Origin of the sequence: Streptomyces sp. NPDC012466 (genome assembly GCF_042955215.1) — a bacterium.
Lineage (GTDB): Bacteria > Actinomycetota > Actinomycetes > Streptomycetales > Streptomycetaceae > Streptomyces.
The window spans coordinates 82,318-107,518 of the sequence record NZ_JBIBEQ010000013.1; the positions used below are offsets into that span (position 1 = coordinate 82,318).

The window sequence follows — 25,201 nt, forward strand, 5'->3', positions numbered from 1 at the left end:
TGACCGGCAGCGCGGGAGACGGCCGGGAGGGGCCGGGAGTGTGACCGGCAGCGCGGGAGACGGCGGGGAGGGGCCGGGAGTGTGACCGGCAGCGCGGGAGACGGCGGGGAGGGGCCGGGAGTGTGACCGGCAGCGCGGTCGGCAGCGGGCTCGCTCTGGGGAGCGCACGCCCGGCTGCGGGGGCCGCCCGGGCATCGCACGTGGGGCTGGGGCGATGCCCGGGCGGTCTACTGCCCCGGCTTGCGGGCCACGAGGCTCGCCTGGGCGACCGGCTCGGTCTCCTCCGGCTCGCGCAGCGTCCGTTGGCGGACGGTGAAACCGGCTGCTTCCAGCAGCGCCGCGATGTGTTCCGGCCGGCGGCGGCGGAAGGTCAGGGCCACCGGGTGGCCGAAGGCCTCCTCATAGTGGCGGGGCTCGTCACCGCACTGGAAGCCCAGGAGGAGGTGGCCGCCGGGGCGCAGGACACGGTGGAAACCGGCGAAGAGGGCGGGCAGGTGCTCCTCGGGCGTGTGGATGGTCGAGTACCAGGACACGACGCCGTCGAGCGAGCCGTCCGGCAGGTCCAGCTCCTGCATCGAGCCCTGCTCGAACCGCAGGCCCGGGTTCTCGCGGCGGGCGACCGCGAGCATCGACTCCGACAGGTCCAGCCCGAACACCGACAGCCCCCGCGACGCCAGGAACGCCGTCACCCGCCCGGGCCCGCACCCCAGGTCGGCGACCTCGCCCCCCTCACCCACGAGCCCCGCGAACCCGTACAGCACCCCGAGGTCCAGCGGCGTCCCCGCCCCCAGGTCACCGAAGTGGACGGCGTACTCCTCGGCGACGGTGTCGTAGAACCTGCGGGTCTCGATCAGGAAGTCAGCATCGGCCATGGCCGCAGACCCTAGCGGGAGCCCTCCCCCCGACCCGCGCGTACCGGCCGAAGCGGCTCGTGGCCCTCGCGCCCCTCAGCCCTCGCGCGGCCCCTCGTCTCCCCGGCCTTCGCCCGACGAGGCGTTTCCCCGGCCCTCGTCCGACGGGCCGACCTCCCGGCCCTCGCCCGGCTCCCCGTCCCCTTGGTCCGGCTGGGTCCGCCCCGCGCCGATACCCGCCCCCGCTCCGATCGCCGTGCCGAAGCCGAGGCCCAGGGCCAGCCCGAGGCCGAGGTTGTCGAAGACGGTCATGCCGAGCACGAGGCCTATGGCCGTGCCGAGGGCCAGGCCTGTCGACAGACCCGTGGCCAGGGACTTGCCGGCGGGGGAGCCGTCCTGGGTCTCGTCGGCAGGGGTGCCGTCGGCTTCCCCCTTGTTCTCCGGATCGTCGCGCATCCGCCCATCGTCGCATGGCCGGAATTCGCCGGGAATTCATCGGGCGGAAGGACCCGGAAAGGGCAGGAGCCCCGTCGCCTGGCGGCGCGGGGCTCCTTGGGTACTACAAATCAGACCGGCGTGACGTTCTCAGCCTGCGGGCCCTTCGGACCCTGCGTGACGTCGAAAGACACCTGCTGGTTCTCCTCGAGGGACCGGAAGCCGGTCGCATTGATCGCGGAGTAGTGGACGAAGACGTCGGGGCCGCCGCCCTCCTGGGCGATGAAACCAAAGCCCTTTTCGGCGTTGAACCACTTAACGGTTCCGGTAGCCATAAGCCCTCCTTGGGCCCAAAAGGGTTGCCCTGCTCCAGAACCAGCAAGTGTGAAGATGAATTCCGCACAAGTGCATATGTCTGTGAATGACGAGAGCCCGCGGTCACATGCTCCGCAGGCTCTGTACTGCAAGGGAAACCAAACTGCAACTTGCGACGAGCCTAGCACGCAGACTCCGGAATGCAATAGGGGTCAAGATCACGTCACCCGAATGTTTGAACATCCCCCCGCCGACTGGCGGAGGGGGTGCTCACCGCGGTCCGCACCCCGACCGCGGGCCCGCGCGCCGGTCCGCGCGCCCCGAGGGCTAGCCTCACGATGTGGACAATCCTCGCACCCGGCCGCGCGTCGGCCACATCCAGTTCCTGAACTGCCTGCCCCTGTACTGGGGGCTCGCGAGAACGGGCACGCTCCTCGACTTCGAGCTCTCCAAGGACACCCCGGAGAAGCTCAGCGAGAAGCTGGTGCAGGGCGAACTCGACATCGGTCCGATCACCCTCGTCGAGTTCCTCCGGCACGCCGACGACCTGGTCGCCTTCCCCGACATCGCCGTCGGCTGCGACGGCCCGGTGATGTCCTGCGTGATCGTCTCGCAGGTCCCCCTGGACCAGCTGGACGGCGCCCGCGTCGCCCTCGGGTCGACCTCCCGCACCTCCGTCCGCCTCGCCCAGCTGCTCCTCGCCGAGCGCTACGGCGTCCAGCCGGACTACTACACCTGCCCGCCCGACCTGAGCCTGATGATGCAGGAGGCCGACGCCGCCGTCCTCATCGGAGACGCGGCGCTGCGCGCGAACATGCTCGACGGGCCGCGCTTCGGCCTGGCCGTGCACGACCTGGGCGCGCTGTGGAAGGAGTGGACGGGCCTGCCGTTCGTCTTCGCGGTCTGGGCGGCCCGCCGCGACTACCTGGAGCGTGAGCCTGTCATCACCCGCCGGGTGCACGAGGCCTTCCTCCACTCCCGCAACCTCTCCCTGGAGGAGGTCGACAAGGTCGCCGAGCAGGCCGCCCGCTGGGAGGCCTTCGACGAGGAGACCCTCGCCCGCTACTTCACCACCCTCGACTTCCGCTTCGGCGACGCGCAGTTGGCGGCGGTCGCCGAGTTCGCGCGGCGGGTCGGCCCGACGACCGGCTTCCCGGCGGACGTGAAGGTGGACCTGCTCCAGCCGTGAACCGGGCGGTGCTCCGGCACTACTCTGCTGGAGAGCGCAGGCGTGCCGGGGCCGGGAACGTCCCCGCGGGCCTACGGGGGAGGGGTGACGCCATGCGGCCGCTCGACGTCGACGAACCCACGGTCGTGGGGCCCTACCGGCTGCTCGGCCGGCTGGGCTCCGGCGGCATGGGCCGGGTCTACCTGGGCCGCAGCGCCGGAGGCCGCACGGTCGCCGTGAAGATCGTGCATCCGCACTTCGCGCTGGACGAGGAGTTCCGGGCCCGTTTCCGGCGCGAGGTCGACGCCGCGCGCCGGGTGGGCGGTGCCTGGACGGCGCCCGTCCTGGACGCGGACCCGGGGGCGCGGGTGCCGTGGGTGGCGACGGCCTATGCCGCCGGTCCGTCCCTGTCGGCCGCGGTCACCGACGCCGGGCCCCTGCCGGCCCACACCGTGCGCGCCCTGGGCGCCGGTCTCGCCGAGGCGCTGGCGGCGGTGCACGAACTGGGCCTGGTGCACCGGGACGTGAAGCCCTCGAACGTCCTGCTGACCCTCGACGGCCCCCTGCTGATCGACTTCGGCATCGCCCGTGCCACGGACGGCACGGCGTCCCTCACCTCCACCGGCGTGTCCGTCGGCTCGCCCGGCTACATGTCGCCCGAGCAGATCCTGGGCAAGGGCGTCACGGGCGCGGCCGACGTCTTCTCTCTGGGCGCGGTCCTCGCCTACGCGGCGACCGGCCAACCCCCCTTCCCCGGGGACTCCTCCGCCGCCCTGCTCTACAAGGTCGTCCACGAGGAGCCGGAACTCGGCCCGCTGGACGGGGAGTTGCGGAGCCTGACGGCGGCGTGCCTCGCGAAGGACCCGGGCGCGCGGCCCGCCCCCGCGGAGGTGGCCCGCCGGCTGGCCCCCGAGGGCACGGCCCGGCTGGTGGCGGGCGGGTGGCTGCCGGGGCCGCTGGTGGAGCAGGTGAGCCGCAGTGCCGTGCAGTTGCTGAATCTGGAGGCGACGGGGCCGGGGGCCGGGCAGGGGGCCGGAGCGCCTTCCGGTCCGGTCGGATTCAGCAGCCCCTCGGTGGGCGTGCCGGAAGCGGCCGGTGGCGAGGGGCTCGGGGTGTTCGGGCCGGCGCCGGTGATGCCGTCTACGGTGCCGCCGCCGGTGATGCCGTCTACGGTGCCGCCGCCCACACCTCCCTCCACCGCCGTACCCGAACCCCGGGACGGCGACCACCCGCAGGACACCGCCCCGGCCTCCCCTCTCCGCCCCGGCAGGGTCACCGTCTCCGTCGCGGCGACGTCCACCCCCGAGGGCGGCGGGCGGGTGCGGAGGCTGAGCTGCTCCGTGGCGTTGGTGGTCGCGGGGGCGATGGCCGCCGTGACGATCGGGTCGGTGTTCGTGTTCGACCTGCTGCCGGACCGGGGCGGCCAGGACGACGCGGACTCGGGCGCCGGGTCCGACTCGCCTCCCGCGGCCACCGCGAGCTCCGCCCCTCCCACCGGCTCGGTGCCCGCCGCGTACCTCGGCACCTGGGAGGGCCAGGGCGTCGCCCTCGACGGCAGACTGCCCCTCGGCACGTTCCGCATCACGATCGAACGGGCCGTCGTCGGCGCCGAGTTGGGCAGACTCCGCCAGACCGACCAGATCGGCGGCGTCTGCGTCGACGTCCTCACCCTGAAGCAGGTGACGAAGAAGGAGCTCGTCGCGACGTCGGTCGGCGCGAAGACCAACCACGGCGGCTGCAACCCGGCGAAGACGACCGTCCACCTCAAGCCGGTGGGCGACGACCTCCAGTACCAGTCGGAGAGCGCGGAGTCTGGGCGTCCTCGGGCTCGGATGTCGAAGGTGGGGTAGGGGGCGTCCTGCGGCTGAGCCTGACCAGCAGGGTGATCAGCAGGGCGGCCGCCGCGAGCGTGGCGGCGAGGCCGACGGCCCACAGCCACGGGTAGTGCATGTGCACCCAGCAGGGCCCGCCCTCGCGGTAGCAGTCGTAGTCCCAGTTCCGGCGTCGCTTGGGCCTCGCGGTCGTGCTGATCACCCCTGCGACGAGGTAGCCCGCGGCCAGCCCGGGCAGGGACGCGACCGCCCAGGCCAGCGAACGCGGCTTGCTCTTCTTCCAGTTCATCCGAAGCAGCGGTGCCACCCAGGCGAGGAAGACCAGCGGCACCAGGGCGCCGACGGTGGCGGCGAAGGCGTACGCGCCGCCGGGCCACGCCGGAGCGACGTCACCCCAGAGCTCGTGGCCCCAGTACATGTCGAAGAGGACCAGCGGCATCAGCAGGACGACGAAGCCGGGCAGCACCACGCAGCCGAAGGCACAGCTCCAGTCCCGCTTCCCCGGCCGGTCGGCGGTCCGGCGGCCCGGTCGGTGCTCGTACCGCAGCGCCGACCCCGCCGCCTTCCTCCGCTTCGGCTTCGCCGAACCCCCGCTCAACGCCTCACCCCGGGATGACGACCGTGCGCAGCTCGCCGTCGCCGAGGTGCAGCATGCCCTTGCCGGGGACGACCTGGCCGCCGACCATGCCGCGGTTGAGGCGGACACCGACGAGGTCGCCGCTGGAGGACTCCTGGGGGGAGAGCAGGATGCCCCGCCGGGCCTTCTTCGCGTCGACCTGCCAGCCCGAGAAGCCGCTGCACACGTCCTCCTCGTCACCGGCGATGACGAGCGCGAGCCCGCGCTCGGCGCCGCGCGAGACCAGCTTCTTCATCTGGCTCTCGGCGTCGCAGTCCTCCAGGAGCTCGCCGTCGTCGACCAGAACGGCGATCGGCTCCTCCAGGGACGCCTGGTCGATGAGCTCCTCGAACTCGTCCTCGTCGATGTCGTCACCGGTGAAGACCTTCAGCACGCCGTCCGCGCCGTCGAGTTGGCGCAGCGGGGACTGGCGCGGAGCCGCGATGACCAGACGCGTGCCCTGGGACAGGAACGACTGCGCGAAGTTCATCATCACCGTCGAGCGGCCGGACTTGGCAGGGCCCGCGACGACGAACGCCGGTACCCCCTCGGCCAGATCGGGCCCGAAGCCGATGATCTCGTCGCCGCCGATACCGACCAGACCCCACAGACGTGAACGGGACGCGTCCGGGTCACGCAGCTCCCAGGCCTCCGGGAAGGAGATGCGGCTGGGCAGACTGTCGACGCGGAACGGGCGGCGCGAGCGGGGGACGGCGGCGTCGCGGGCCGTGGCCGCCTCACCGATCGCCGCCAGCGCCGCCGCCTGGCCCTGACCGGACGTGTCCTGCGCGAGCAGCGCGAACTGCGTCTCCGTACCGAACTCGTTGCGGAACGCACGCCCCGGCGGAATCTCCTCCGGCACCTTGCGCGCCGGGATGCCCAGCGCCGAGAAGTCGCTGCGGTCGGCGAGCCGCAGCCCGTACTTGTCCTCGGTGAGGGTCGCGATCCGGCCCACCAGAAGGGTCCGGTCACCCGTCAGGACCAGGTGGATGCCGACGCTCGCGCCCTCGCGCATCATCGTCTGCAACTCGTCGGTCAGCGACCCGTGATCGACCTCGCCGAGGGTGGGCACCCAGCCCTCCCAGCGGTCCAGCAGTACCACGATGTGCGGCAGCCGCTCGTCCTCGGCGACCGACGCCCGCTGCTCCCCGATGTCCGCGAAGCCCTTCTCCGACAGCACGTCCTGACGGCGGCTCATCTCGCCCTTGAGCCGGTTGACCAGCCGCACGACCCGCTCGGTCTGGTTACGGCTCACGACCGCACCGCAGTGCGGCAGCCGCGTCAGGGCGTTGAGCGCGCCGTTGCCGCAGTCGATGCCGTAGAGGTGCACATCGGCGACCGAGTGCGTACGGGCGAGAGAACCCGCCAGGGTGCGCAGCACCTGCGAGCGGCCGCTGCGCGGGGCACCGCCGATCATCAGATGGCCGAAGGAGGAGAAGTCCACGGCGACCGGGCGGCGCGACTGGCTCGCGGGCAGGTCCTCGATGCCGTACGGCGCCGGCGGCAGCTTCCCGGGCCCACCGGCGAACGCGGGCACCTCCACGTCGTCCAGCAGCAGCGTCTCGTCCAGTGCGGGCAGCCACGGGCTGTGCTGCGGCGGGATGCCGAGGGAGCGGTTGGCGTCGCGGATGGTGTCGACGAGGACCTTCAGATCGGTGATCTCCTCGTCCTCCCGCGACTCCGCCTTCGGCTTGACCAGCGCCGCCCGCCCCAGGTCCTCCCACGTCAGCGGGCCCACCCACGGCATGAGCAGGGCAGGGTCGGCCGCACCGGGCCGACGTCCACCCACCCGGCCGGACTGGAACGGCACCAGGGAGGCGTGCCCGAGCCGGGCGTACGCGCGACCCGGGGTGTTCTTGGAGATGTGCCCCGCCTCGGGCGAGTCGATGACGTCCGACGACTCGCCGCCGTCCGTCACGCGCAGCGCGATACGGAGGTTGGTGTTGGCCCGGATCTCGGGGGACACGACACCCGACGGCCGCTGCGTCGCCAGCAGCAGGTGAATGCCGAGGGAACGACCACGCTGGGCGATGTTCACCAGCCCCGTCACGAAGTCCGGCAGGTCACGCACCATCGAGGCGAACTCGTCGATGACGATGAGCAGCCGGGGCACCGGCCGGTGCGACGGATCCCGGCGCACCAGGTCCTGGTAGTCCTCGATGTCCTTGGCGTCGGCCGCGGCCAGGATGTGCTCGCGCCGGTGCAGCTCCGCACCGAGCGACTCCAGGGCCCGCTCCACCAGGTGGGCGTCGAGGTCGGTGACCATGCCGACGGTGTGCGGCAGATGCACACAGTCCTTGAAGGCCGCGCCACCCTTGTAGTCGACGAGCACGAACGTCATGTTCTCCGGCGTGTTCGCCACCGCCAGCGCCGCCACGATGGTCTGCAGCAGCTCCGACTTACCCGAACCGGTCGTACCCGCGATCAGACCGTGCGGCCCGTCCTTGCGGATGTCGATGCCGAACGGCCCGTCGTACGACTCACCGATGACGGCCAGCGTCGACTGCCCGCCCATCCGCCAGCGGGCCACGATCGCGTCACTGGTCGGCGGCTCCAACTGCAGCACGTCCAGCAGCCGGCTCGACCCCGGCAGCGCCGAGTCCTCGGTCTCACCGCTGATGTCCCGCAGCGGCGACAACGACCGGGCCAGCCGCAGGCACCAGGCGGCGGAGACGAAGTCGGGCCGCACGTCCTTCAGCCGCTCGGCACCGGCCTCCTCGACCCGCAACCGCAACTTCTCGGTGCGCTCGGCCTGTTCGGGCTGGTGGGCGGTGGTGTGCCAGGCCTGGAACGAGGGGAAGCCACCGGCGACCTGCTGGGACGGCTGCACCTGCTGGGCGGCCGTCTGCAACTCCTCGGCCTTCGGCTCGGCCACGACGTACGCCTGGCACTCGCCGGGCAGGAACCGCTCCTCGGCGTCCAGGCAGACCGCGAACATCGACACGGACGGCCCCTCGCGCAGCAGCCGCACCACACCCGGCAGCGACCGCAGCCGCCGCGACCCGTCCCACACGACGACGATGTCGGGGTCGCCGAAGCTCGAATTGCCCTGCGACTTGTTCTCCTCGGCGGCCTTCTTGCGCGCGTCGAGGATCTGCGTCAGCTCGCCGATACGGGCACCGACGGTCTCGGCGTCCGTCCCGATCAGCGCGTTCACGTCCTGCCCGCCGGACGGCCGGGCGTGCGGCAGCCAGCGCACCCAGTCCCACGACTCCCGCGCCGCGTTGTCGCTCAGCACGTAGAACTGCACGTCCATCGGGCTGTGCAGGGCCGCGGTCTGCGCGACCGCCCAGCGCCCGAGAGCACGGGCGGAGTCCCCGGGCCCCGCCAGACCGACGACACCCAGCGTGCGCAGATGCAGCGCGACCGGGGCGTCCTCGATCTTCCAGGTCACCTGACGGCGGTGGTCGTCCTGCTCCGGGTCGTCGAGGACCACCTCGGACGGCAACTGCCCGGTCCCGAAACGGATCAGAAGGTGATCGCGGTCGGTGCGCCGCCGCTCCCACAGACGTGTACGCGGCCCGGTCCCGAGGGCGAGCACGGTCGCCGGGTCGGGTATGGCCTGCCGCCGGTCGTTCCGCTCGGCGACCAGCGCGTCCTGAGCGTCCTTCTCGATCCGCTCCTTCTGCTCCTCGTACTCCTTGACCTGCTTGGCGTGCGACTTACGCCCGTGCTTCTTGTCGTTGTAGTAGTTGGCGAAGAGCAGGATCGGGCTGAGGGCAGCCATGATCAGGTAGTACCAGCGCTGGAAGATCATCACCGACACGACGGCACCGACGAGCGGCGTCAGCGCCATCAGCCAGGGCAGCGGCCTGGCCTCGTACTCGCGCGGCGACGACGGCAGCCGGAAGCTGGTCTGCCGCTCGGGCGGACGCAGCCGCGGGGGCCGGTTGTAGTCCAGGCCGACACCGTCGTCGGACCACTTGAGAGCGGCGTTCGGGGGTGTGTACCGGGTGAGTTCGAGAAGGGTGTTCCCAAGGCCGATCTGAGCCCCGAGCGGCCACTCGACGGGCCCGTCCTTCTTCTCGTCCTTGCTCTCCCTCTTCTCCTGGTCCTTCTTCTTGCCGCTCTTCTTGCCGCTCGGCTCGTCCTCGTCCTTCTCCGCGAGGGACTTGCCGTCGAGGGTGACGTGTTCCTGGTCCATGTGCACGGCGACCTGGCAGGTGCCGTCGGTGGCGACGGAGAGGGTGAGGGCCCGGGCGTCGACCTCGGGATCGTCGATCCGGACGTACGACGCCGCCCCACTGCCGATGTCGTAGCGCCCGACGCCGAGCCGGTGCACGAACCCGGCGGCGGGCCCGCCGACGACGCGCAACTCGACGAGCCCGGTGGGCTCACCCGGCAGACACCCGGACGGATCCTGAAGACTGACGACGGCGCCCTCGCGCAGGGGCGACCCCACGACGGTGGCGCCGGGATCGACGGCATACCCGTCCACGTACACGAGGGGCGCGTTGTTGGCCGGCGCGTGCCGGTGCTGCCCGAGCGGGATGACCTGCGCCCCGCTGTGCCCCACCTGCTTGGCCAGCTCCTGCGCGATGTCCCCCACGGTGGACTCAGGATCGGCATCGAGCACGACGTCGGCGGTGCCACCGCCGTACGGGTCGACGACGGTCAGAGTCAGGCGCACGACTTGTCCTCCCCGTGCCACTGGGCCGGTGTGGCCGCTGTGGTGTCTGTCGCTGGTACCGCTGTGCCGATGTGCCGACCGCTTGCTGTGCTGTGCTTCTCGGCCGCGCGGGTCACAGTGGTAGAGGGACGATATCCGCTCGGCACGACGGCGGGGCAATGGGGAGCCGCCGTGACGTTCCCGATGGCAACGGCGTACACGCTTTCACGACGGCTCGTTCACAAGGTGGGTATGGGGCACCACAGGCCACACCCGTAAGCTGCTGACGCAAGAGCGGACGATCACACCGGATGCCGGCTGTGACTGCCAACTCGGCTTCCGAGTCGGTGAGTCCGCAAACAGGGAAGCCACGGGGGTTGGCCCTGCGGCGTTGCGAGAGGGAGCGGCTTCATGGCCAAGGACCTTGATGTCACTTATCAGGACATGCGGGATGCAGCCAAGCATGTCGTGAAGGAGAAGGAAAAGCTCCAGGAGAAGCTCGAGGGCCTGAAGAAGTACATCAACAACCTCGTGCAGGGCGGCTACGTCACGAAGAGCTCGTCGAAGGCGTTCGACGAGAACTTCGACGAGTTCGTGCGTGGCATGAAGGACACGTTGGACGGTCTGGACGGCATGGGCGACTACCTGACCATGGCTGCGGACAAGTTCGAGCAGATCGACGAGGAGCTGGCTAAGCAGGCTCGGAGCAAGTGACGTTCTGCTGAGAGCTCGGGCGGTGCGGCGGGGTGCGGAGCACCTGGCCGCACCCTCGTCTGCTGCGTGTCTACGGGAGATGGAGGGGGACGACGAGTGGCTGAGCCCCTCGCCGAAGGGACCGGAAAGCCGGCTGACGGAGAAGCCGAAACCGGTGGCCGGTCCCGAGTCCGCGACGGCTTCGGGATCGCCGGGGTGGTCGTCTTCCTGGTCGCAGCCCTGGCGGTGCTCCTGCTGGTGCTGGGCCTGTCCAAACGCTTTGCGCGCGAGACGATCCCTCAACTGGGGGATGTACCGGGCGACTTCTGGGTGGTCGGTGCCGTCCTCGGGCTGATCACGGTCCTGGGCGCGACGACAGGCCTCCGCGCCGCGTCTTCGCCCACCGCCACGACCCGCCTGACGCGCGTCCGGCACACCGTGCTCATGACCGTCTGTTGCACGGCGGCGTTCGGCCCGTTCCTGTACCTGCTCAGCGGACTGCGCAGCAGGAATTGCCGGTCGTCGACCTGTGCGTACGTTCCCGGGACCGGCACCGCGTTCCTGACCTACGCCGTCACTGCCGGTCTGGTCGGCTGGCTCCTGTACCGCTGGGACAGGACACGGGCCGAGGAGCGACGGGCTCGGGAGCGGGAGAGGATGCGGAGGCTTCGGAAGAGGGGGAGGGGGAAGAGTCGGCCGACACGGCAGCGGTAGCAATCAAGACCGCGGCCCCGCCGGCCGCACCGCCCAGGCATCTGTGTTCCTACTATGCCGTCGTCACCGGCACGCCTGCGTCTGACAGTGCCTCGGTGATGGCCTTGGCGTCGGAAGACCGGAGATCGATGGCCTTCCCCAAACGAAGCAGCACGTCTACGGGAGGCAGAAGCCCCGGCAACCCACCGCTGCGGATGAGGACCGAACCCTGTACCTCGGCGAGCTGGCGGTCGATGTCAGCCCCGTCCGTCCCACGCGCGGACAGACATCCGCGTCGACTGTGAGGGCTCCGGTACGTGAGGGCACGGCCTCCCACACGGAGGACAACGACCCGGTGAGCCCGTAGCGCACCGGATGCACCACGGCTGCACACGCCCGCACGGCGTCCGTCACCGCTCATGGCTCAACCGCATCGAGGTTCAGTTCACCGCCCTGCGCTACTTCGCCCTCGACGGAATCGACTATTCAACCTACGAGACCCAGGACAGCATGATCCGCCGCTACATCATCTGGCGGAACAGGAACGCCTCTGACAAGCACCTCAAAGCCCCTCGTTAGCAGGGCCAATGCAGCCTGACCTTGCAACAGCAACAGGCGACGTCACCACAGGTGAAGGAAGCTCCGGGCATCGTCCCAGCCGTCGAGGGCGCGACCGTCCACATCCGACGGGTCCGCCTCGGCCCGCGTCGCCAGCGACTCCGCCAGGGCACGGGCCTCATAGCTGAGATGCCCAAAGCGTCGAGCGATATGCCCCAGGCACAGCCCAGCCAGCCCGAGCCATGGACTACCCGACACTGCCCGCGTCCCGACCTGCACGCACCAGTGCTCGACGAACCCCGCGTCATCGCTATCCAACGCGGTGCCTACCAGAACTCCCGCCGCCTCGCCCTCTGCCGAACGGTCACGCATAGCGCGCTTCAACGTCTCGACCACCACCTCGTGCGGCAGTGCGGGAGGTTTCTCGAAGCTCCAATGGGAATGCACCCCGCGAGACTACGCGGACCGCGTCCAATGGCTATCTGCCGCGGCTCCATCCGGCAAGAGGGGCCGAAGTTGTTGATGCGACACTCGTTCAGCCTGCTCGCGGCGGCGTGGCGGAGTCGATCACATCGCCAAATCCAGCCTGGTGACCAGTGTCACGACGCCCCCGAGGTCATCGATAGCGCCACCAGTGGCGCAGGGCTGCCCCTCCCACCCCAGCCAGCAGGCAACCCAGCACGGTGAATCGTCCAACTGGGGACGAGAACAGAAGCCACACGCCACCAAATGAGAAGACGATTCCGCCACTACACATCAAGAAATTGATGGCGCCATCGGGCATATTTCCGGGCGGAATCCAAGGCATGTTCATCTCCAGGCGGCTAGGACGGGCTTTCCCGGCCTGCAGCTCAGTCGTCGTCTTCGTCGGGTGCCACGTAGTCATTATGGCGTAGCACGATGGAGTGGGCCAGCTCGTCCATGTCGTCCAGTGAGCGCAGCACTTGACTCGGTGCTGGTGACCCTGTGATGACGACCACGTCCCGACCGTGCTCCTCACTGCGCCACGCATAGCGCAGACTTGAGACAACGGCATTGCTTTCGCTATCCACTGAGTAGCGGAGTACGCGTACCCCAGTTCCCAACACCTCTGTCGCGAACTCTTCGACGATTGGTGGCTCGATCGCTCCATCATCGTCTGCGAGTGTAACCCGACGTAGCTCTGAGGTCTTCTCACCTTGAGACGGGAAGTCACTCACGAAGACGGGGAGCGGGAGTGCTGTGGGGCTGGGAAGATACAAAAGCACTTCGAACCCGGGGAACATTTTCGGGTACTGCTCTACGCAGGCTGCCAAGGTGTCTGCCAGGAACTCGACTTGGCCGGTTTCAGGATCTTCCTCGCACTCTTCCCACCAGAGCGCCGCTGTTTCACTTGCCCACTCCAGGACGGTTCGCTCGTCGTCATCCTCCCATGGTTCAGTCGCGCCGATCGTCCAGCGGGGAGGGATCTCAAGCCATACGTCCAGGTCGTACTCGATATCTAGCCAGCTCATTCACTACTCCAACGAAATGTGGTCACGATGGCGTCAAAGAGGGAAACCGTAGCGTCAGACAAGTCATCATTGGGGTCTCCGCCACCCATGGTCGAGAAGGAGATCGTCAGCCATCTCCCGCGATCGCCGGGAACAGCTGCTACGTAATCGACACGCCGTGAGGCCAGCTCGATGCCTTCCTGCGCATCGGCCTCGGCCACTACCTCTCTCCTGACACCAGGCGCCTCGTCAAGATCGATGGGTTCGTAAGCCCACGTAGAGGTCATTGCTTCCAAGAAGCGGCCGGGATCGCCTTCAGTGCTGACTTCGCCCACTACGAATGAGGCGGCGATCGGGCTTTCCCCAGGGTCAGCGATTGGCAGGTAGAAATCCAACCCGCCACTCTTACGCGCACCCTTGATCCCCATCGACAGACGGCGCTCGACCTCGAGCCTGTACCGGGTAACCAGGTCTCGTGGAAAGTTCTTAGGGAGCTGCTTGCATGCAAACTCAACAATTGCCCGTACAGTCGCCTCCCTCTCGCTCTTTCGGCGCAGAGGAATTCGCTTCCAATTTGGTGGAAGAATCAAGGAGTATCCGTTTGCTGCACCCGCCTTCTCTGGTTCGGTAGCGGATTCCGTGATTCCGGTAAAATTGTTTGGTTCCACTGTGCACCTCAAGGATACGAAAGGGTTTTGCCTGATGCGGTTTCAGTCATTTACCAGCCCGACCCGCGTTCCATAACAAATTGCTCCTTGGTTTCGTTGTAACCTTCGACGTAGGGCTTGTCCGGCCAAATATCACTGGTACCCAATCCCTTGTCCGCCAGGTCCGCTGTAAGCCCTGCGCCGAAGGCAGTCCGGAATCTGTCGCGGTATACCTCCGCGTTCTGGCCGGCTTTCAAAACTTCAGGGGAATTGGGGTGGCTTGCGCGCATGCGTTGGATGTCTTTGTACGACCGAGCGAATTCCTTATCTCCGCCAGATGCCGCCAACTCGCGCCGGTTGGAGTCCGGCAACTCCCTGTTACGCTCAGCTGCGCGGGCTTCATTTCGCGCCGCATTCTTCTGCTTTTGCGCCGCTTGCAGAGCCCGCTCTGCCCCTCTCCTCTTCCTTTTGCTGGTGGTCCTCTTTCGAGCCTGCCTATCTGCACTCTTGATTGCATTGTTGATCTTATTGTTGTTCTCGGCACCCTTTGCCGCTCTAGCAGCCTTTCCTGCCTCCTTTGCAGAGGCCTTACGCATAACCTTCTGTACAGCTTTGAGGCCCTTAAGGGCTCTGGCGCCCATTCCCATAGTGACGAGAGAGAATGCGTCCGTGGCCACGTCCATCCACGACCCGTCTCCGGTGATGGCCAAAAGCAAGTGACCACCCATAACCAAAGCAGTTGCCACAGTAGCGACCATGGCAACCCAGCCGACAGGCGTAATAAAGAGAGCCACGAGGCCAATGATCGTGGCAGTCCAACTCAAAACATCGATGGCAACCTTGACATAATCAACGACACCTTCCCACCAAGAATCCTTGATGATGTCCTTGATTTCATTACCAATTACCTTCGCGTAGTAGGCGGCGCGTTCGTCACGGTGGCCCTCAACTTTCTTGAGTCGTGTGCGATAGTCCTTCAGTGGATCCTCGCCTGAAGACTTTTCAGGGCTTTCACCGTTTGTCTCTGCCTTCTTCTTGGCGGCTTCGTTTTCTTCCTGCTCACGCTTCGCATCGGTGAGGATGTCGTCGGCGTCCGTCTGGCAATCCTCCAAATCGGAGGCCCATTGGCTCAAGAATCCATGCACGCGTTCATAGCGGCTGGCGACTTCTCGAAGATGTTTTTCTAGGTCACCCGACTCTTCGCGCAGCTTACCCGCATACTTTCCTTTCAGTTCGTTGTCGTCTCTAATCCGGATCAGATCTTTTGCCTGCGCCCGAAGTGTTTTTGCCATGTTGGCCATGTGCTTCACTTCGGCGCGAATTTCCTCCGGGTCGCCAGGCACGGGGTCCGATTCGGCGAGAGGCTGCCAGTCCTTGGGGCGAGGCTTCGAGGCCGCGGTCACTTCTTCTTCCCGGCTTTCCTGAGTTCTTTGGCGAGGTCAGCATCAAGTCCTGTGAAACCGTCGATGGTGGAGGTGACCAACTTTCCCACGTTCTCGACGGTTTCGAGCATCTTCTCCCGATACTTCTCCCAGTTATCAACGAAGTCGCCCATCACGTCCGCGATTTGACTGCTCCCCCAATAAGGGTGCATATCATCTTTGCGGTTGTTGAGATCGTTGAGTTCCTTTTTGATCGACTTGAGTCGAGATTCCGAATCAACCAGTAGATCGATATTGACGATCAGGTCAGAGTCTTGTGCCACAACGGTCCGCCGAGTCTTCCTTGGTTGGATATTGATGATCATCTGCGATCGGCAGTTGACGGCTCTGATCGCATGAACGGGGCGATGGCCACGCCGTTGCCGAAGATGCAGTCGGGCGCTCTCTCGCTGGCGGACCAGACCCGACGAAGGATTTGTCGGGATTGAGGTCGAACCTCCCTGGGTGCAGCCGAAGCGCCGAGGTCAGCGTTGATCTTGTTATTGCTGCCGGACAGGCTGTCCTGTGGCAGCGGTGAGGAAGCGTGCTGCCGCCGTCGACGCGACAGCAACGGGCAAAGGGTGGCACTTCGGCATGGGCTCCCCCCTGAGGTAGCGGTTCAGTCGAGAGTGTTGACGCTATCGGTGTGGTTCTCGGTTTCGCCAGCGCGAACTGCACTGAGAACAGCGGCGATTCGGGTATATGGGTTCTCCGGGTTTGGTTTGCGTTTTGGTCGCTGCCGCCCAGGCGGCCGGCCCCGGGCTGGGCCTGGGCGGCATACAGGGCTGGCACTGCTGCAGGATTCCGGGCTCAGTCAGCCGGCCTCGATCCAGCCCTTGGCGTGCCTCGTACTTCTTTGGGGCGCCTGGCCGGAGCCCTCGTGCTGTTGTGCAAGCGCGAAGGCCGGCTGCTTTCAGGCCCCGTCACCTGTTGACGGACTGGATCTCCTGCACGGTGACGTCCTGGTCGTTGCCGAAGGTGCCGTTGGGGAGCTGGGTCGGGTTGGGGCTGCCCGTGCCGGTCCAGGTGATCTCCCAGGTCACGGTGGCTTGGAGGTTGAAGGTGCCGTTGCCGGAGGAGCGGAGGTACCTGATGCCGCAGGGTGGGGTGTGGTCGGCCTTGCCCTTGGCGTACGGCTCGCCGATCGAGCCGTCGTCGTTGATCGTGCACTCGCCGGAGGCGGGATAGGTCTCGGCGTGGGGCGTACCGGATTCCAGCTTGAGCGAGACCGGCTTGGCGGTGGTGGTGGCCTGGATGTTGAGGCCGCCCACGTCGAGCGCGGCTGTCACGGAGGCTTCTTTGAAGCGTGCCTTGTCCAGCCAGGCCCAGGTGGGGAGGTTGACCTTGGTGGTCGTCTCGGGTGCGAGGGTGACTTCGGTTTTCGGCAGTCGGATGCGGTTGTAGGCGAGTTCCGCCAGGACTTGCGGGGTGACGGCGTTCTCCACGGGTGGGGCGTCACCGTTCTCCACCCAGAACGGCTGCTTGTCGCAGAGCTGGGCCGCGGGCTCCGTCCAGCGGTCTTCGTCGCGGACGGCTACCCACCAGTTGCCCTCGTCCTTCTTGTCGAGGTTGTAGTTCTTGTACTTTCCGTCCTTGTATTCATTGCGGAACATGCCCACGGAAGCCTTGGCATAGCTGTGCTGCCCCGGGGTGTTGACCGTCTCGTCGTACATGCTCTCGACGTACTTGGAGAACTCAGCCGCGGAGCGGGGTTCGTACCAGCACGCGGGCGGCGTCCAGTTGCCCACAGGCGTGACGTTGCCTTCGCCACCACCACGGCCGGTGGTGGTGCTCGTGTACCTGATCATGGAGACGAGATCGCTCCCGGATCTCTTGCCGCTGGTTGCCACCTCCGCCTCGGAGGCACCGGGGCCCTTGGCCGCTGCGGAGCCGGCGGTCATTGCCATGGCTACGACGAGAACACTGGCTGTGGTGAGGCTACGGTTCAGCGCGCGCACGTCTTGTCGCCTCTCTTCGAGAGGACGTCGGTGGTCTGCCAGACCCCATCGCTGTTCTTCTTGAGCTGTGTGCTGTACGTGACGTACGGGCTCTCGTCGGACGGTGTCTTGTCCACCGTTCCGGTCTTGCGGTTCTTGTTGAAGGCCTTGCTCTCGTCGGCGCAGTAGACGACCGCGGCAGTGTCGCTGTCCGCGACCTCGACTTTCGGATCGAAGTACCGCGTAACGCCGGTCCAGGTGAGGTCCTCGTCCAGCCAGGCCAGGACCCACTTCTGCGCGCTGACGAGCGCCTTGCCTTTGCGGTAGTACGCCAGTGTCGACGAGTTGGTGTCGCCGCGGAGGATCGCATCGTCCACCGCGTTCACCGTCTGCGTCACGTCGGACAGCACTGCGTCCTTGGACGGGTCGCCCGTCTTCCAGCCCTCGAACTCGTTCTCCACGCCGTCGGGGAACGTGATCTTGGGCCTGTCGGCGGGACCGGATGAGCTGGCGCTCGGTGAAGCCGATGGCGACGTCTTGCCCGTATCGGCCCCTGCGATCTTGTCGTTGCTCTTCGAGCTGTCGTCCCCGCTACCGCAGGCCGTCAACAGGAGGGCTGCCGTTGCCACGAGCGCGGCAGCAACGGGCAATGGGCGGCGCTTCACAGTGACTCCCCGTGAGACAGAAGAACAGTCCAGAGTACTGACGGTATCGGTGAGGCTCCTGATTTCACCAGTGCGAATTTCTGTGAGAACACAGAAGTTCGGTATGCGCACTGACGGTACCGGTGGGCCTTCCGTGACTCCGAGGCCCGCATGCGGGCGAAGTCCATCCAGCCTGTGAGTCTCGTCGCTCCGCCCGTAACTGGCGGTGATGGGCGCCGCATTCACTGAGGACCGGCCGCGCGCGCATCAACTGGGCCTCAACAGGCGGGAGGTATGGCCGTCCAACGGCGACATCAGCGAGCCGTACCCGCTCGCCGCCCACGCGCTCCGCCCGGCCGGGACCTCGAAGTACGGCACCGCCCGGCCGTTCTCGTCCGTGTCGGTGAGCACCTCCGGGGCGCGGCGGTCCCGTAGGGCGTCCGCGCACTCCTGGCACACCGCCACGTCCAGCCGGTCCCGGCGGCCGAGCGGGCGCCAACCGGTGCGCAGGGCCGCGCGGCCGTGCAGGGGGTTGAAGAAGCAGAGGGGAAGGCCGGGGGAGCCGACCAGGGCGTCGCGGCCCTCCTGCGCCAGGGCCAGGGCGCCTGCCAGGTCCGGCAGGCCCCGGGCCTCGTCGAGGACCTTGCCGGCTGCGGCGTAGGCGTCGAGGGCCTGCTGGAGACCGGGTGTGGTGGCCACGTCGGCGGCCCGGGTCGCATCGCCCAGCGCCAGTACCTCCGCCTCCGCCCGGCGTCGCACCCCCGCCTCGTCGGCCGCGCGGGCCGTCGCGAACACCAGTTGGGGGATGGCCGGGGAGGGCTTGCGGGAACGGACCAGGACGGCGCGGGTCGCGAGCGCGGTCAGGGCGAGGACCGGTACGCCGATGAGCAGCCACCAACTTGTGCTGCCGGAGTCCGATCCGGAGCCGGAGCCGGGGCCGCGCTTCGCGGGCCGGGCCGAACCGCCCAGGTCCCTCATCGCCTCCTCGTAACGCTGCTCGCCCTTGCCCTCCGCCACCAGGTCCACGGCCTTCGCGGTCAGGTCCGCCAGTCCCGCGTCCCGCATCTCGTCCAGGAAGCCGGTGGCGGCAACGGCCCTCTCGGCCTGGTGGGTCTCGGCGGGCCACTCGTAGCCCTGAAGGGAGTCGGGAAAGTCGCTGTCCGTCGTGATGAGGACGAGTTCGCGCTCGTCCGCGAGCCGGTCGCGGACGATCCCCGCCAGGACGTCGGAGTCGCCGTCGAAGGCGTCGCCCTTGGTGAAGGGCGTGAGCACGACCTTGATGGGCAGGCCCGTGCGGCGGATCCGGTCCGCCAGTTGCCGCTGCCGGGACGGCGGTACGGCATCGGCGTAGGCCTCGTCGACGTAGACCGGGGAGGTGCGCAGGGCGTTCGCGATGCGCCGGCCGGCGCTCGGGGTGTCGCCGTCGGCGGCCCGTGCGGCCGTGGTGGTGAGCGCCGCGAAGAGCAGCGCCACCAGGAGCGTGATCAGACGCTTGACGTCAGTGGACACCTGCGGTCTCCCTCACCTTGTCGATGAGCCGGGCGATTCCGTTCGGTATGGCGGTCAGGGGGCCGTCGGTCACGTCGTAGTAGGGGAGGCGGGTGTTGCCGAGGGAGGGGTCGGGGAGCTTGAGCAGCCGGCCCGGGATGCCGCCCGGTTCGGCGACGGCCGTGTCATGGCAGGGCTCGCAGACGGGGAGCAGCCGGCGTCTGTTGCCCTCGGCCGAGACGCGGACGTGGTGGCGGTGGCCGGCGCGGCCGTGCAGCGGGTTGACGCCGCAGCACAGGTCGGCCGCCTCGCCGGTGAGGGCGGCCCTGCCCGCTCGGGCGAGCACGATGACGGCGACCAGGGTCGCGGGATCCGTCCCCGGTTGCCGGACGCGGCCGGGGTCGCCGTCGACGAGGAGCAGCGCCGCGTCGAGGTGCTCCCAGGCGCGGGCGCGGTCGTCAGGGTCGGTGAACTGGCCCGCGAGTGACGTGAGTTCGGCGTACGCGGTGTGTCGGAGGTAGGAGGTCGACGGTTCGGTCGGGGAGGTGAACGGCAGGCGGTCGGACGGCTCGGGTGCGGGTGAGCGCCACCGCAGCAGGGCCCGGACGATCCACGTCGCCCCGGCGGCGACGCCCGACAGCAGGAGGGCCGCGAAGGCACCCACGAACAGGCCGGGCCAGAAGTCGGTGGCGAACAGGGGAGGGAGGGTGTTCTCGTCCGCGGCCCTCGGGGCGGCGGCCGGGGCGGGCTCGGACTGCGGCCGGTCGGTACGGGGGGCCTTGTCGAGGAAGGTCATCAGCGCGTCGAGGCGTTCACCGAGGAGGTGGTCGTCGGCCTCGTCCGCCTTGCTGTCACCGAACCTGACGGAGTCCGGCAGGTCGAAGGAAAGGCGGTTGGGGTCCAGGCGCAGCCCGTGGTTGTAGACGTCGATCGTGCCGACGTCCGGGTCGGCGACCACGTACATCCCGTCCTCGCCCACCTTGGCGTGCACCGCCGCGGCGAACAGCTCCGCGTCGCCGGCCGACTCGCTCTCCGGCGTCTGCGGCACGAGGGAGACGTACACCGGGCCGCCGCCGTCGGAACGCCGGAAGTCCCGGATCCGCTCGTGCAGCCGGTCCAGTTGGCGCGAGTCGAGGACGCGGGGGCTCTCCGGGTCGGCGTACACCGGGTCCTGCTTCAGGCCCGCCGCGACTCGTTCCACCCGGGCGGACAGGTCGGCGGGGGTGGGCGGCTGCGCCGCGCTCGACTTGGTCTGGTCGAAGACGACGGGAGCGGTGAGGACGATCGCCGCGGCGGTGAGGACGGCCGCGGCGGGCACGACCCACCGGGGGACGCGCCGCTCGGCCCCGGTACGCCGACGGCCGCGGCGCACGAACCCGGCCGTCAGGACGATCAGCAGCGGTACGCCGGTCAGCATGATCCCCGTGAGGAACGACTGGTTGCGGCGGTCGGACGGGCCGATGTACATCTCGGCGGGCTCGTCGTCCCGGTACGTCCGGCGAGCGGCCTCGGCGCGGGCGGTGGCCTGCTCCTCACCCTGCGCGATGACGTCGACGAAGCGCTCGAAACCGAGCAAAGGACCCGCGTCGTAGGCGAGTTCGTACTGCGAGACGGTGGTGGCGGCGTCGGCGGGGGCGCGAACGCCGTAGGCCGTGGCCGCCGCGACGTCCGTCCCCTCGATCAGGACGTACAGCCCCTCGCGCCCGAGCCGGTCGTGCACCGCGCCGAGCAGCTGCTTGCCGTCCGTGCTGCTTTGCATGGGCAGGACCAGGACATAGGTCGGGACGCCGGTCTTCTTGGCGAGCCTCGCGAACTCGGGGGCGGTGGACCGTGGGACCTCCCGGGGGAGTTGGTCGGTGACGTGGACCGGGTTCTCGCGGAGGCGGTCGGCGAGGTAGGCGGCCTGGGTGGGTGAGTCCGCGGCGTCGGCCGGGGTGGCGGTTGCGAAGAGAGACGCCAGCGAGCAGAGGGCGAGGAGCAGCCGGAGAACGCGGGCGCGGCCGTTGCTCCGTGCCCGTATCCGTGCTGCGCAGGCGTTGTTCGCCGTGACTGCTCTCACCGGTGAGTCCCCCGCGGTCCGATCGATGTCCGCGCGGCACTCTACTCGGGGCTTCGCGAGTGCTACAGGTCGGCTGGTTGCGGCTTGGCCGGTTTCCCGGAGGGGCTCGTCAGGATCGAGTGGGCGTTGTGCGAGGGGATTTGGGGGCGGGTCCGCCGGGGCTCGGGGCGGGCCGGGGAGCCGAAGGGAGTGCGGGACGGCATGTGGCGTGCCCTGATCGAGGAGTCCGGAGCAGTGCCCTCGTACCCTCCGGCGCACCCAGCCGCCTCCGTCGCATCGAGCATTCCCTCGGTCATCCCCTGCCTCCGGTTACGTCCGCAGGGCACTGGAGGGTGGGGGAGAGGACTGGTGCCGGTAGCTCTCTCTGCTCTGGCCGTCACCCCCAAGAGGCAAGATCACGGAGCAGGGCCGCCCCGACTTCGTGAGTGATTCGTGCAGGCATGATGGCCGACAGGTGGCGAACCGGCCGTATACGCAGGGGTGTTGAGGCGGGCGTTGATTCGCTGGTGCACAGGTGGTGCGCCCATGCCGAGCTGGCCCCGGACGGGTCGAGCGGGCGGGACGTTGCAGATGGATAACAGGCCGCGTCCTGCGCCCCGTGGGGCCGGGCGCGCCTTGAGGGGCTTATGTGCGGCTGATACGGTGCGATGGCTTGACACTCACCCCCAGTGCTGACTATTCGCCCAAGCCGGGCGGGTACGTCCGGCCCGTCCCGCACTTCTCCGTGTGGGCCGACGCGGGTGAAGTGTCCCAATGTGAAGGCACATGACAGACATCTTCTTGGGTGTACGGGGAGCGGTTGCGTGAAGATCCAAGAGCGTACGGGGGCGGGCGCAGGTCGTTCTGCCGTTCCGGCTCAGCCGTCGGTCGGTGACCGGCTTCCCACCCCGCCTCGCGAGCGCAAACCGGCTCTGGCCGCGCTCGCGGTGCTGCTCATCCTGGTGGGTGCGCTGGGCGTGACGATGCTCGTGCTGCAGGTCGGGAACCGCGTCGAGGTCGTCAAGGTGACGAAGGAGATCCAGGCCGGGGAGGCCGTCACCAAGGACAACGTGACGTCGGTGATGGTCGCCGCCGATGACAGCATCAACTACGTCAAGTGGTCGCAGCTGGAAACGCTCAAGACCCTCAAGGCCAAGACGACGATCTACCCCGACACCGTCGTGATGGGCCAGATGTTCGCCAAGAAGGCGGATCTGCCCGCCGGCAAGGCCGCCGTCGGACTCGCCCTCAAGGAGGGCACGTACCCGGCGGACATCAAGGCCGGCGACGTCGTTGCCGCCTACCGCGTTGGATCCACCGGCTCCAACGCGAACAACTCCGACGACAGCACCGGCTCGGGCGGCACCTCGGCCGCCGGCGGCGCCCTCGTCGACGACGCGCGCGTGAGCAACGTCGCAGCGGACGACGACGCGACCGTGAGCACGGGCAACCTGTCGCTCACCCTCCTCGTCGACCAGGCCGACGCGGCCGCGCTCGCCTCCGCGGCGGCCGCGAACGAAGTCGCCATCGTGCACGTCCCCGGCAACTAGAAGGCGGCACTCGACCCATGGCGCTCATCGCTCTCGCCGCCGACAAGGGTTCCCCCGGCGTCACCACCGCGGCCGTCGCACTCGCGGCGGTCTGGCCGCGGCGTGTCCTGCTCGCCGAGGCGGACCCGGCGGGCGGTGACCTCGTCTACCGCAGTGCCGCGGCGCACGGCGGACCGCTCAACCCGAACACCGGCATGCTCTCCATCGCGGCCACCGCGCGCCGCGGCCTCGTGCCCGACCAGCTCTGGGACCACGTACAGCCGCTGAGCGGCGGGCTGGAGGTCCTCGTCGGGCTCGGGATCGCCGAACAGGCCGCCGGGCTCGCGGGGTTGTGGCCGACCCTCGGGCACGCCTTCAGCTCCCTCGCCGACTCCCCGCACGCCGCCGCCGACGTCATCGCCGACTGCGGGCGCATCAGCGGGGACACCCCGGCCGTCGAACTGTTCCCGCACGCCGCGCTCGTGCTGCTCATCTCGCGCACCGAGCCGGAGGCCATCGCGCGCGTCCGCGACCGCGCCGCCGCCCTCGCGGGCAAGCTGCACGGCGGACCGCGTGGCGCCGCGAGCCTCGGCACTCCGATGATCGGCGTCGTCCTGATCGCCGACACCGGCACGGCCGGCAAGCTCGCCTCGCAGGTCAACGACATGCTCGTGCACGCCCAGACCGGCGCCCGCGTGGTCGGCACCATCGCCGACGACCCGGCCGGCGCCGACCAGCTGGCCGGCCGCAAGCGCGGCCGTCTCGACAAGTCGCTGCTGATCCGCTCGGCCCGCAAGGTCGCCGCCGACCTCTACCAGCAGTACGGCGCCGCCTGGGCCGCCTCCGCCCAGGCCAACCAGGCACCCCAGGCCCACCACGCCCCGCCCGCCCCGGGCCACGCGGGGGCCGGCGCATGACCGCTGTCGACCACGGTCTGGTCAAGCGGTTCCGCCAGGACGCCGGCGACCGCATCGCCGAGCAGCGCAGGCAGGACCAGGTCGCGGGCGTCACTCCGATGTCCACGGAGGACGAACGGCAGTACGCCCGCGCCGTCATAGCCCAGATCCTGGAGGAGTACGCCCGCGCCGAGATCAACGCGGGCCGTACGCCGCTGGACGCCGAGACCGAGGAGCAGTACGCGGCCGCCGTGCACGCCGCGCTGTTCGGCGTCGGCCGGCTCCAGCCGCTGCTGGACAACCCCGAGGTCGAGAACATCGACATCAACGGCTGCGACCAGGTGTTCGTCGGGTACGCCGACGGCCGTGAGGTGCAGGGCGATCCCGTCGCCGAGACCGACGAGGAGCTCATCGAGCTCATCCAGGTGCTGGGCGCGTACTCGGGTCTGTCCTCGCGTCCCTTCGACTCCGCCAACCCGCAGCTCGACCTGCGGCTCCCCGACGGTTCGCGTCTGTCGGCCGTCATGGACGTCACGCGGCGCCCCGCGCTGTCCATCCGCCGGGCGCGCATGGGCAAGGTGTTCATCTCCGACCTCGTCGGCAACGGCACGCTGTCGCCCGAGGTCGCGCACTTCATGGCCTGCGCGGTCCGCGCCCGCAAGAACATCATGATCGCCGGCGCCACCAACGCCGGTAAGACCACGCTGCTGCGCGCCCTCGCCAACGAGATCCCGCCGCACGAGCGCCTCATCACCGTCGAACGGGCCCTGGAGCTCGGCCTCGACACCTTCCCCGACCTGCACCCCAACGTCGTCGCCTTCGAGGAGCGCCTGCCCAACTCCGAGGGCCAGGGCGCCATTTCGATGGCGGAACTGGTGCGCCGCTCGCTGCGTATGAACCCCTCCCGCGTCATCGTGGGTGAGGTCCTCGGTGACGAGATCGTCACCATGCTCAACGCGATGTCGCAGGGCAACGACGGCTCCCTGTCCACGATCCACGCCAACAGCTCGCACGAGGTCTTCAACCGTATTTCCACCTACGCGCTGCAGGCCACGGAACGGCTGCCCATCGAGGCCAGCCAGATGCTGATCGCGGGCGCGGTCAACTTCGTCGTCTTCATCCAGCGGCGCAACAACTACGGTAACGGCGGCCGCCTCCAGCGCATGGTGACCTCCGTCCGCGAGGTCAACGGCGTCGACGGACGCGTGCTGTCCAGCGAGGTGTTCGCGGAGGCCCCCGACGGCCGGATCGTGCCGCACGCCCCCATAGCCTGCCTGGAGGAACTGATGGCACACGGCTACCGGCCGTCCGGGACCTGGGGGTGAGCCGGGCATGAACACGACTCTCGCGGCCATCGGC

At 68.8% G+C, this 25,201-nt stretch carries 21 protein-coding genes and 1 pseudogene; 8 read left to right on the forward strand and 14 right to left on the reverse strand.

Annotated elements, in window-relative coordinates; translation table 11 throughout:
* Positions 1 to 227: 227 nt before the first annotated feature.
* From ACFY9E_RS35980 to ACFY9E_RS35990, 3 genes are all read right to left on the reverse strand, one after another.
* On the reverse strand, positions 228 to 872 hold the full coding sequence (locus ACFY9E_RS35980) for a methyltransferase domain-containing protein (RefSeq protein WP_390991703.1): 645 nt from the start codon (positions 870 to 872) through the stop codon (positions 228 to 230).
* A 75-nt stretch (positions 873 to 947) separates the two neighbouring features.
* Entirely contained in the window at positions 948 to 1,307 is a 360-nt protein-coding gene (locus tag ACFY9E_RS35985; RefSeq protein WP_390991706.1) for a hypothetical protein, read from the reverse strand.
* A 110-nt stretch (positions 1,308 to 1,417) separates the two neighbouring features.
* Positions 1,418 to 1,621 carry a cold-shock protein gene (locus ACFY9E_RS35990; RefSeq protein WP_004984723.1) on the reverse strand — a complete coding sequence of 68 codons (204 nt, stop codon included), beginning with the start codon at positions 1,619 to 1,621 and terminating at the stop codon, positions 1,418 to 1,420.
* Between the two features lie 320 nt (positions 1,622 to 1,941).
* Here ACFY9E_RS35990 and ACFY9E_RS35995 point away from each other — a divergent pair, with 320 nt between their 5' ends.
* Both ACFY9E_RS35995 and ACFY9E_RS36000 read left to right on the forward strand, forming a co-directional pair.
* Positions 1,942 to 2,790 carry an MqnA/MqnD/SBP family protein gene (locus ACFY9E_RS35995; protein WP_390991709.1) on the forward strand — a complete coding sequence of 283 codons (849 nt, stop codon included), beginning with the start codon at positions 1,942 to 1,944 and terminating at the stop codon, positions 2,788 to 2,790.
* Between the two features lie 92 nt (positions 2,791 to 2,882).
* Positions 2,883 to 4,619 carry a protein kinase gene (locus ACFY9E_RS36000; protein WP_390991712.1) on the forward strand — a complete coding sequence of 579 codons (1,737 nt, stop codon included), beginning with the start codon at positions 2,883 to 2,885 and terminating at the stop codon, positions 4,617 to 4,619.
* Here the strand turns inward: ACFY9E_RS36000 and ACFY9E_RS36005 are convergent.
* Together ACFY9E_RS36005 and ACFY9E_RS36010 are read right to left on the reverse strand one after the other, a co-directional pair.
* Positions 4,534 to 5,199, reverse strand: coding sequence for a hypothetical protein (locus tag ACFY9E_RS36005; protein WP_390991715.1), 666 nt, complete (start codon positions 5,197 to 5,199; stop codon positions 4,534 to 4,536). The genes ACFY9E_RS36000 and ACFY9E_RS36005 overlap by 86 nt on opposite strands.
* 4 nt (positions 5,200 to 5,203) lie before the next feature.
* A complete protein-coding gene (locus ACFY9E_RS36010; RefSeq protein ID WP_390991718.1) occupies positions 5,204 to 9,847 on the reverse strand; it encodes an FtsK/SpoIIIE domain-containing protein in 4,644 nt (1,547 codons plus the stop codon).
* 390 nt (positions 9,848 to 10,237) lie between these two features.
* Between ACFY9E_RS36010 and ACFY9E_RS36015 the strand changes: the two genes are divergently transcribed.
* The 3 genes and pseudogenes from ACFY9E_RS36015 to ACFY9E_RS36025 form a co-directional block, all read left to right on the forward strand.
* On the forward strand, positions 10,238 to 10,540 hold the full coding sequence (locus ACFY9E_RS36015) for a WXG100 family type VII secretion target (protein WP_033309092.1): 303 nt from the start codon (positions 10,238 to 10,240) through the stop codon (positions 10,538 to 10,540).
* Between the two features lie 96 nt (positions 10,541 to 10,636).
* Positions 10,637 to 11,233 carry a hypothetical protein gene (locus ACFY9E_RS36020; RefSeq protein WP_390991721.1) on the forward strand — a complete coding sequence of 199 codons (597 nt, stop codon included), beginning with the start codon at positions 10,637 to 10,639 and terminating at the stop codon, positions 11,231 to 11,233.
* 396 nt (positions 11,234 to 11,629) lie between these two features.
* A pseudogene (locus ACFY9E_RS36025) lies at positions 11,630 to 11,810 on the forward strand (IS630 family transposase); the annotation flags it as partial.
* A 23-nt stretch (positions 11,811 to 11,833) separates the two neighbouring features.
* Here ACFY9E_RS36025 and ACFY9E_RS36030 read toward each other — a convergent pair.
* The 9 genes from ACFY9E_RS36030 to ACFY9E_RS36070 all read right to left on the reverse strand — a co-directional run bounded on the left by ACFY9E_RS36030 (position 11,834) and on the right by ACFY9E_RS36070 (position 21,438).
* A complete protein-coding gene (locus ACFY9E_RS36030; RefSeq protein WP_390991724.1) occupies positions 11,834 to 12,217 on the reverse strand; it encodes a hypothetical protein in 384 nt (127 codons plus the stop codon).
* Between the two features lie 404 nt (positions 12,218 to 12,621).
* The gene (locus ACFY9E_RS36035) at positions 12,622 to 13,263 is read right to left on the reverse strand and encodes a hypothetical protein (protein ID WP_390991726.1); all 642 of its coding nucleotides are present in this window, start codon (positions 13,261 to 13,263) and stop codon (positions 12,622 to 12,624) included.
* A complete protein-coding gene (locus ACFY9E_RS36040) occupies positions 13,260 to 13,637 on the reverse strand; it encodes a hypothetical protein (protein WP_390991729.1) in 378 nt (125 codons plus the stop codon). Before ACFY9E_RS36040 ends, ACFY9E_RS36035 begins: the two co-directional genes overlap by 4 nt.
* 323 nt (positions 13,638 to 13,960) lie before the next feature.
* A complete protein-coding gene (locus tag ACFY9E_RS36045; RefSeq protein ID WP_390991732.1) occupies positions 13,961 to 15,292 on the reverse strand; it encodes a hypothetical protein in 1,332 nt (443 codons plus the stop codon).
* Positions 15,289 to 15,636: a hypothetical protein gene (locus tag ACFY9E_RS36050; protein ID WP_390991735.1), complete on the reverse strand. Its 348-nt coding sequence runs from the start codon at positions 15,634 to 15,636 to the stop codon at positions 15,289 to 15,291. Before ACFY9E_RS36050 ends, ACFY9E_RS36045 begins: the two co-directional genes overlap by 4 nt.
* 597 nt (positions 15,637 to 16,233) lie before the next feature.
* Positions 16,234 to 17,217: a hypothetical protein gene (locus tag ACFY9E_RS36055; protein ID WP_390991738.1), complete on the reverse strand. Its 984-nt coding sequence runs from the start codon at positions 17,215 to 17,217 to the stop codon at positions 16,234 to 16,236.
* A gap of 38 nt (positions 17,218 to 17,255) precedes the next feature.
* Positions 17,256 to 17,912, reverse strand: a complete 657-nt coding sequence (locus tag ACFY9E_RS36060; RefSeq protein WP_390991741.1) for a hypothetical protein — start codon at positions 17,910 to 17,912, stop codon at positions 17,256 to 17,258.
* Between the two features lie 246 nt (positions 17,913 to 18,158).
* Positions 18,159 to 19,400 carry a hypothetical protein gene (locus ACFY9E_RS36065; RefSeq protein WP_390991744.1) on the reverse strand — a complete coding sequence of 414 codons (1,242 nt, stop codon included), beginning with the start codon at positions 19,398 to 19,400 and terminating at the stop codon, positions 18,159 to 18,161.
* Positions 19,390 to 21,438: a hypothetical protein gene (locus tag ACFY9E_RS36070; protein ID WP_390991747.1), complete on the reverse strand. Its 2,049-nt coding sequence runs from the start codon at positions 21,436 to 21,438 to the stop codon at positions 19,390 to 19,392. The genes ACFY9E_RS36065 and ACFY9E_RS36070 overlap by 11 nt, the downstream gene beginning before the upstream one ends.
* An 803-nt stretch (positions 21,439 to 22,241) precedes the next feature.
* Here ACFY9E_RS36070 and ACFY9E_RS36075 point away from each other — a divergent pair.
* From ACFY9E_RS36075 to ACFY9E_RS36085, 3 genes are read left to right on the forward strand one after another with little or no spacing between them, the layout of a single operon-like run.
* Complete coding sequence (locus ACFY9E_RS36075) at positions 22,242 to 22,967, forward strand: SAF domain-containing protein (protein ID WP_390991750.1); 726 nt, start codon at positions 22,242 to 22,244, stop codon at positions 22,965 to 22,967.
* Positions 22,968 to 22,984: 17 nt separating this feature from the next.
* The gene (locus ACFY9E_RS36080; RefSeq protein WP_390991753.1) at positions 22,985 to 23,863 is read left to right on the forward strand and encodes a hypothetical protein; all 879 of its coding nucleotides are present in this window, start codon (positions 22,985 to 22,987) and stop codon (positions 23,861 to 23,863) included.
* The gene (locus ACFY9E_RS36085; protein WP_390991756.1) at positions 23,860 to 25,167 is read left to right on the forward strand and encodes an ATPase, T2SS/T4P/T4SS family; all 1,308 of its coding nucleotides are present in this window, start codon (positions 23,860 to 23,862) and stop codon (positions 25,165 to 25,167) included. The genes ACFY9E_RS36080 and ACFY9E_RS36085 overlap by 4 nt, the downstream gene beginning before the upstream one ends.
* The last annotated feature ends 34 nt before the right edge of the window (positions 25,168 to 25,201 follow it).

Coding starts and splice junctions, on each gene's coding strand:
- ACFY9E_RS35980 (WP_390991703.1), bottom strand. CDS start 872: ATGGCCGATGCTGACTTCCTGATCGAGACCCGCAGGTTCTACGACACC.
- ACFY9E_RS35985 (WP_390991706.1), bottom strand. CDS start 1,307: ATGCGCGACGATCCGGAGAACAAGGGGGAAGCCGACGGCACCCCTGCC.
- ACFY9E_RS35990 (WP_004984723.1), bottom strand. CDS start 1,621: ATGGCTACCGGAACCGTTAAGTGGTTCAACGCCGAAAAGGGCTTTGGT.
- ACFY9E_RS36000 (WP_390991712.1), top strand. CDS start 2,883: ATGCGGCCGCTCGACGTCGACGAACCCACGGTCGTGGGGCCCTACCGG.
- ACFY9E_RS36015 (WP_033309092.1), top strand. CDS start 10,238: ATGGCCAAGGACCTTGATGTCACTTATCAGGACATGCGGGATGCAGCC.
- ACFY9E_RS36035 (WP_390991726.1), bottom strand. CDS start 13,263: ATGAGCTGGCTAGATATCGAGTACGACCTGGACGTATGGCTTGAGATC.
- ACFY9E_RS36050 (WP_390991735.1), bottom strand. CDS start 15,636: ATGATCATCAATATCCAACCAAGGAAGACTCGGCGGACCGTTGTGGCA.
- ACFY9E_RS36055 (WP_390991738.1), bottom strand. CDS start 17,217: ATGGCAATGACCGCCGGCTCCGCAGCGGCCAAGGGCCCCGGTGCCTCC.
- ACFY9E_RS36080 (WP_390991753.1), top strand. CDS start 22,985: ATGGCGCTCATCGCTCTCGCCGCCGACAAGGGTTCCCCCGGCGTCACC.
- ACFY9E_RS36085 (WP_390991756.1), top strand. CDS start 23,860: ATGACCGCTGTCGACCACGGTCTGGTCAAGCGGTTCCGCCAGGACGCC.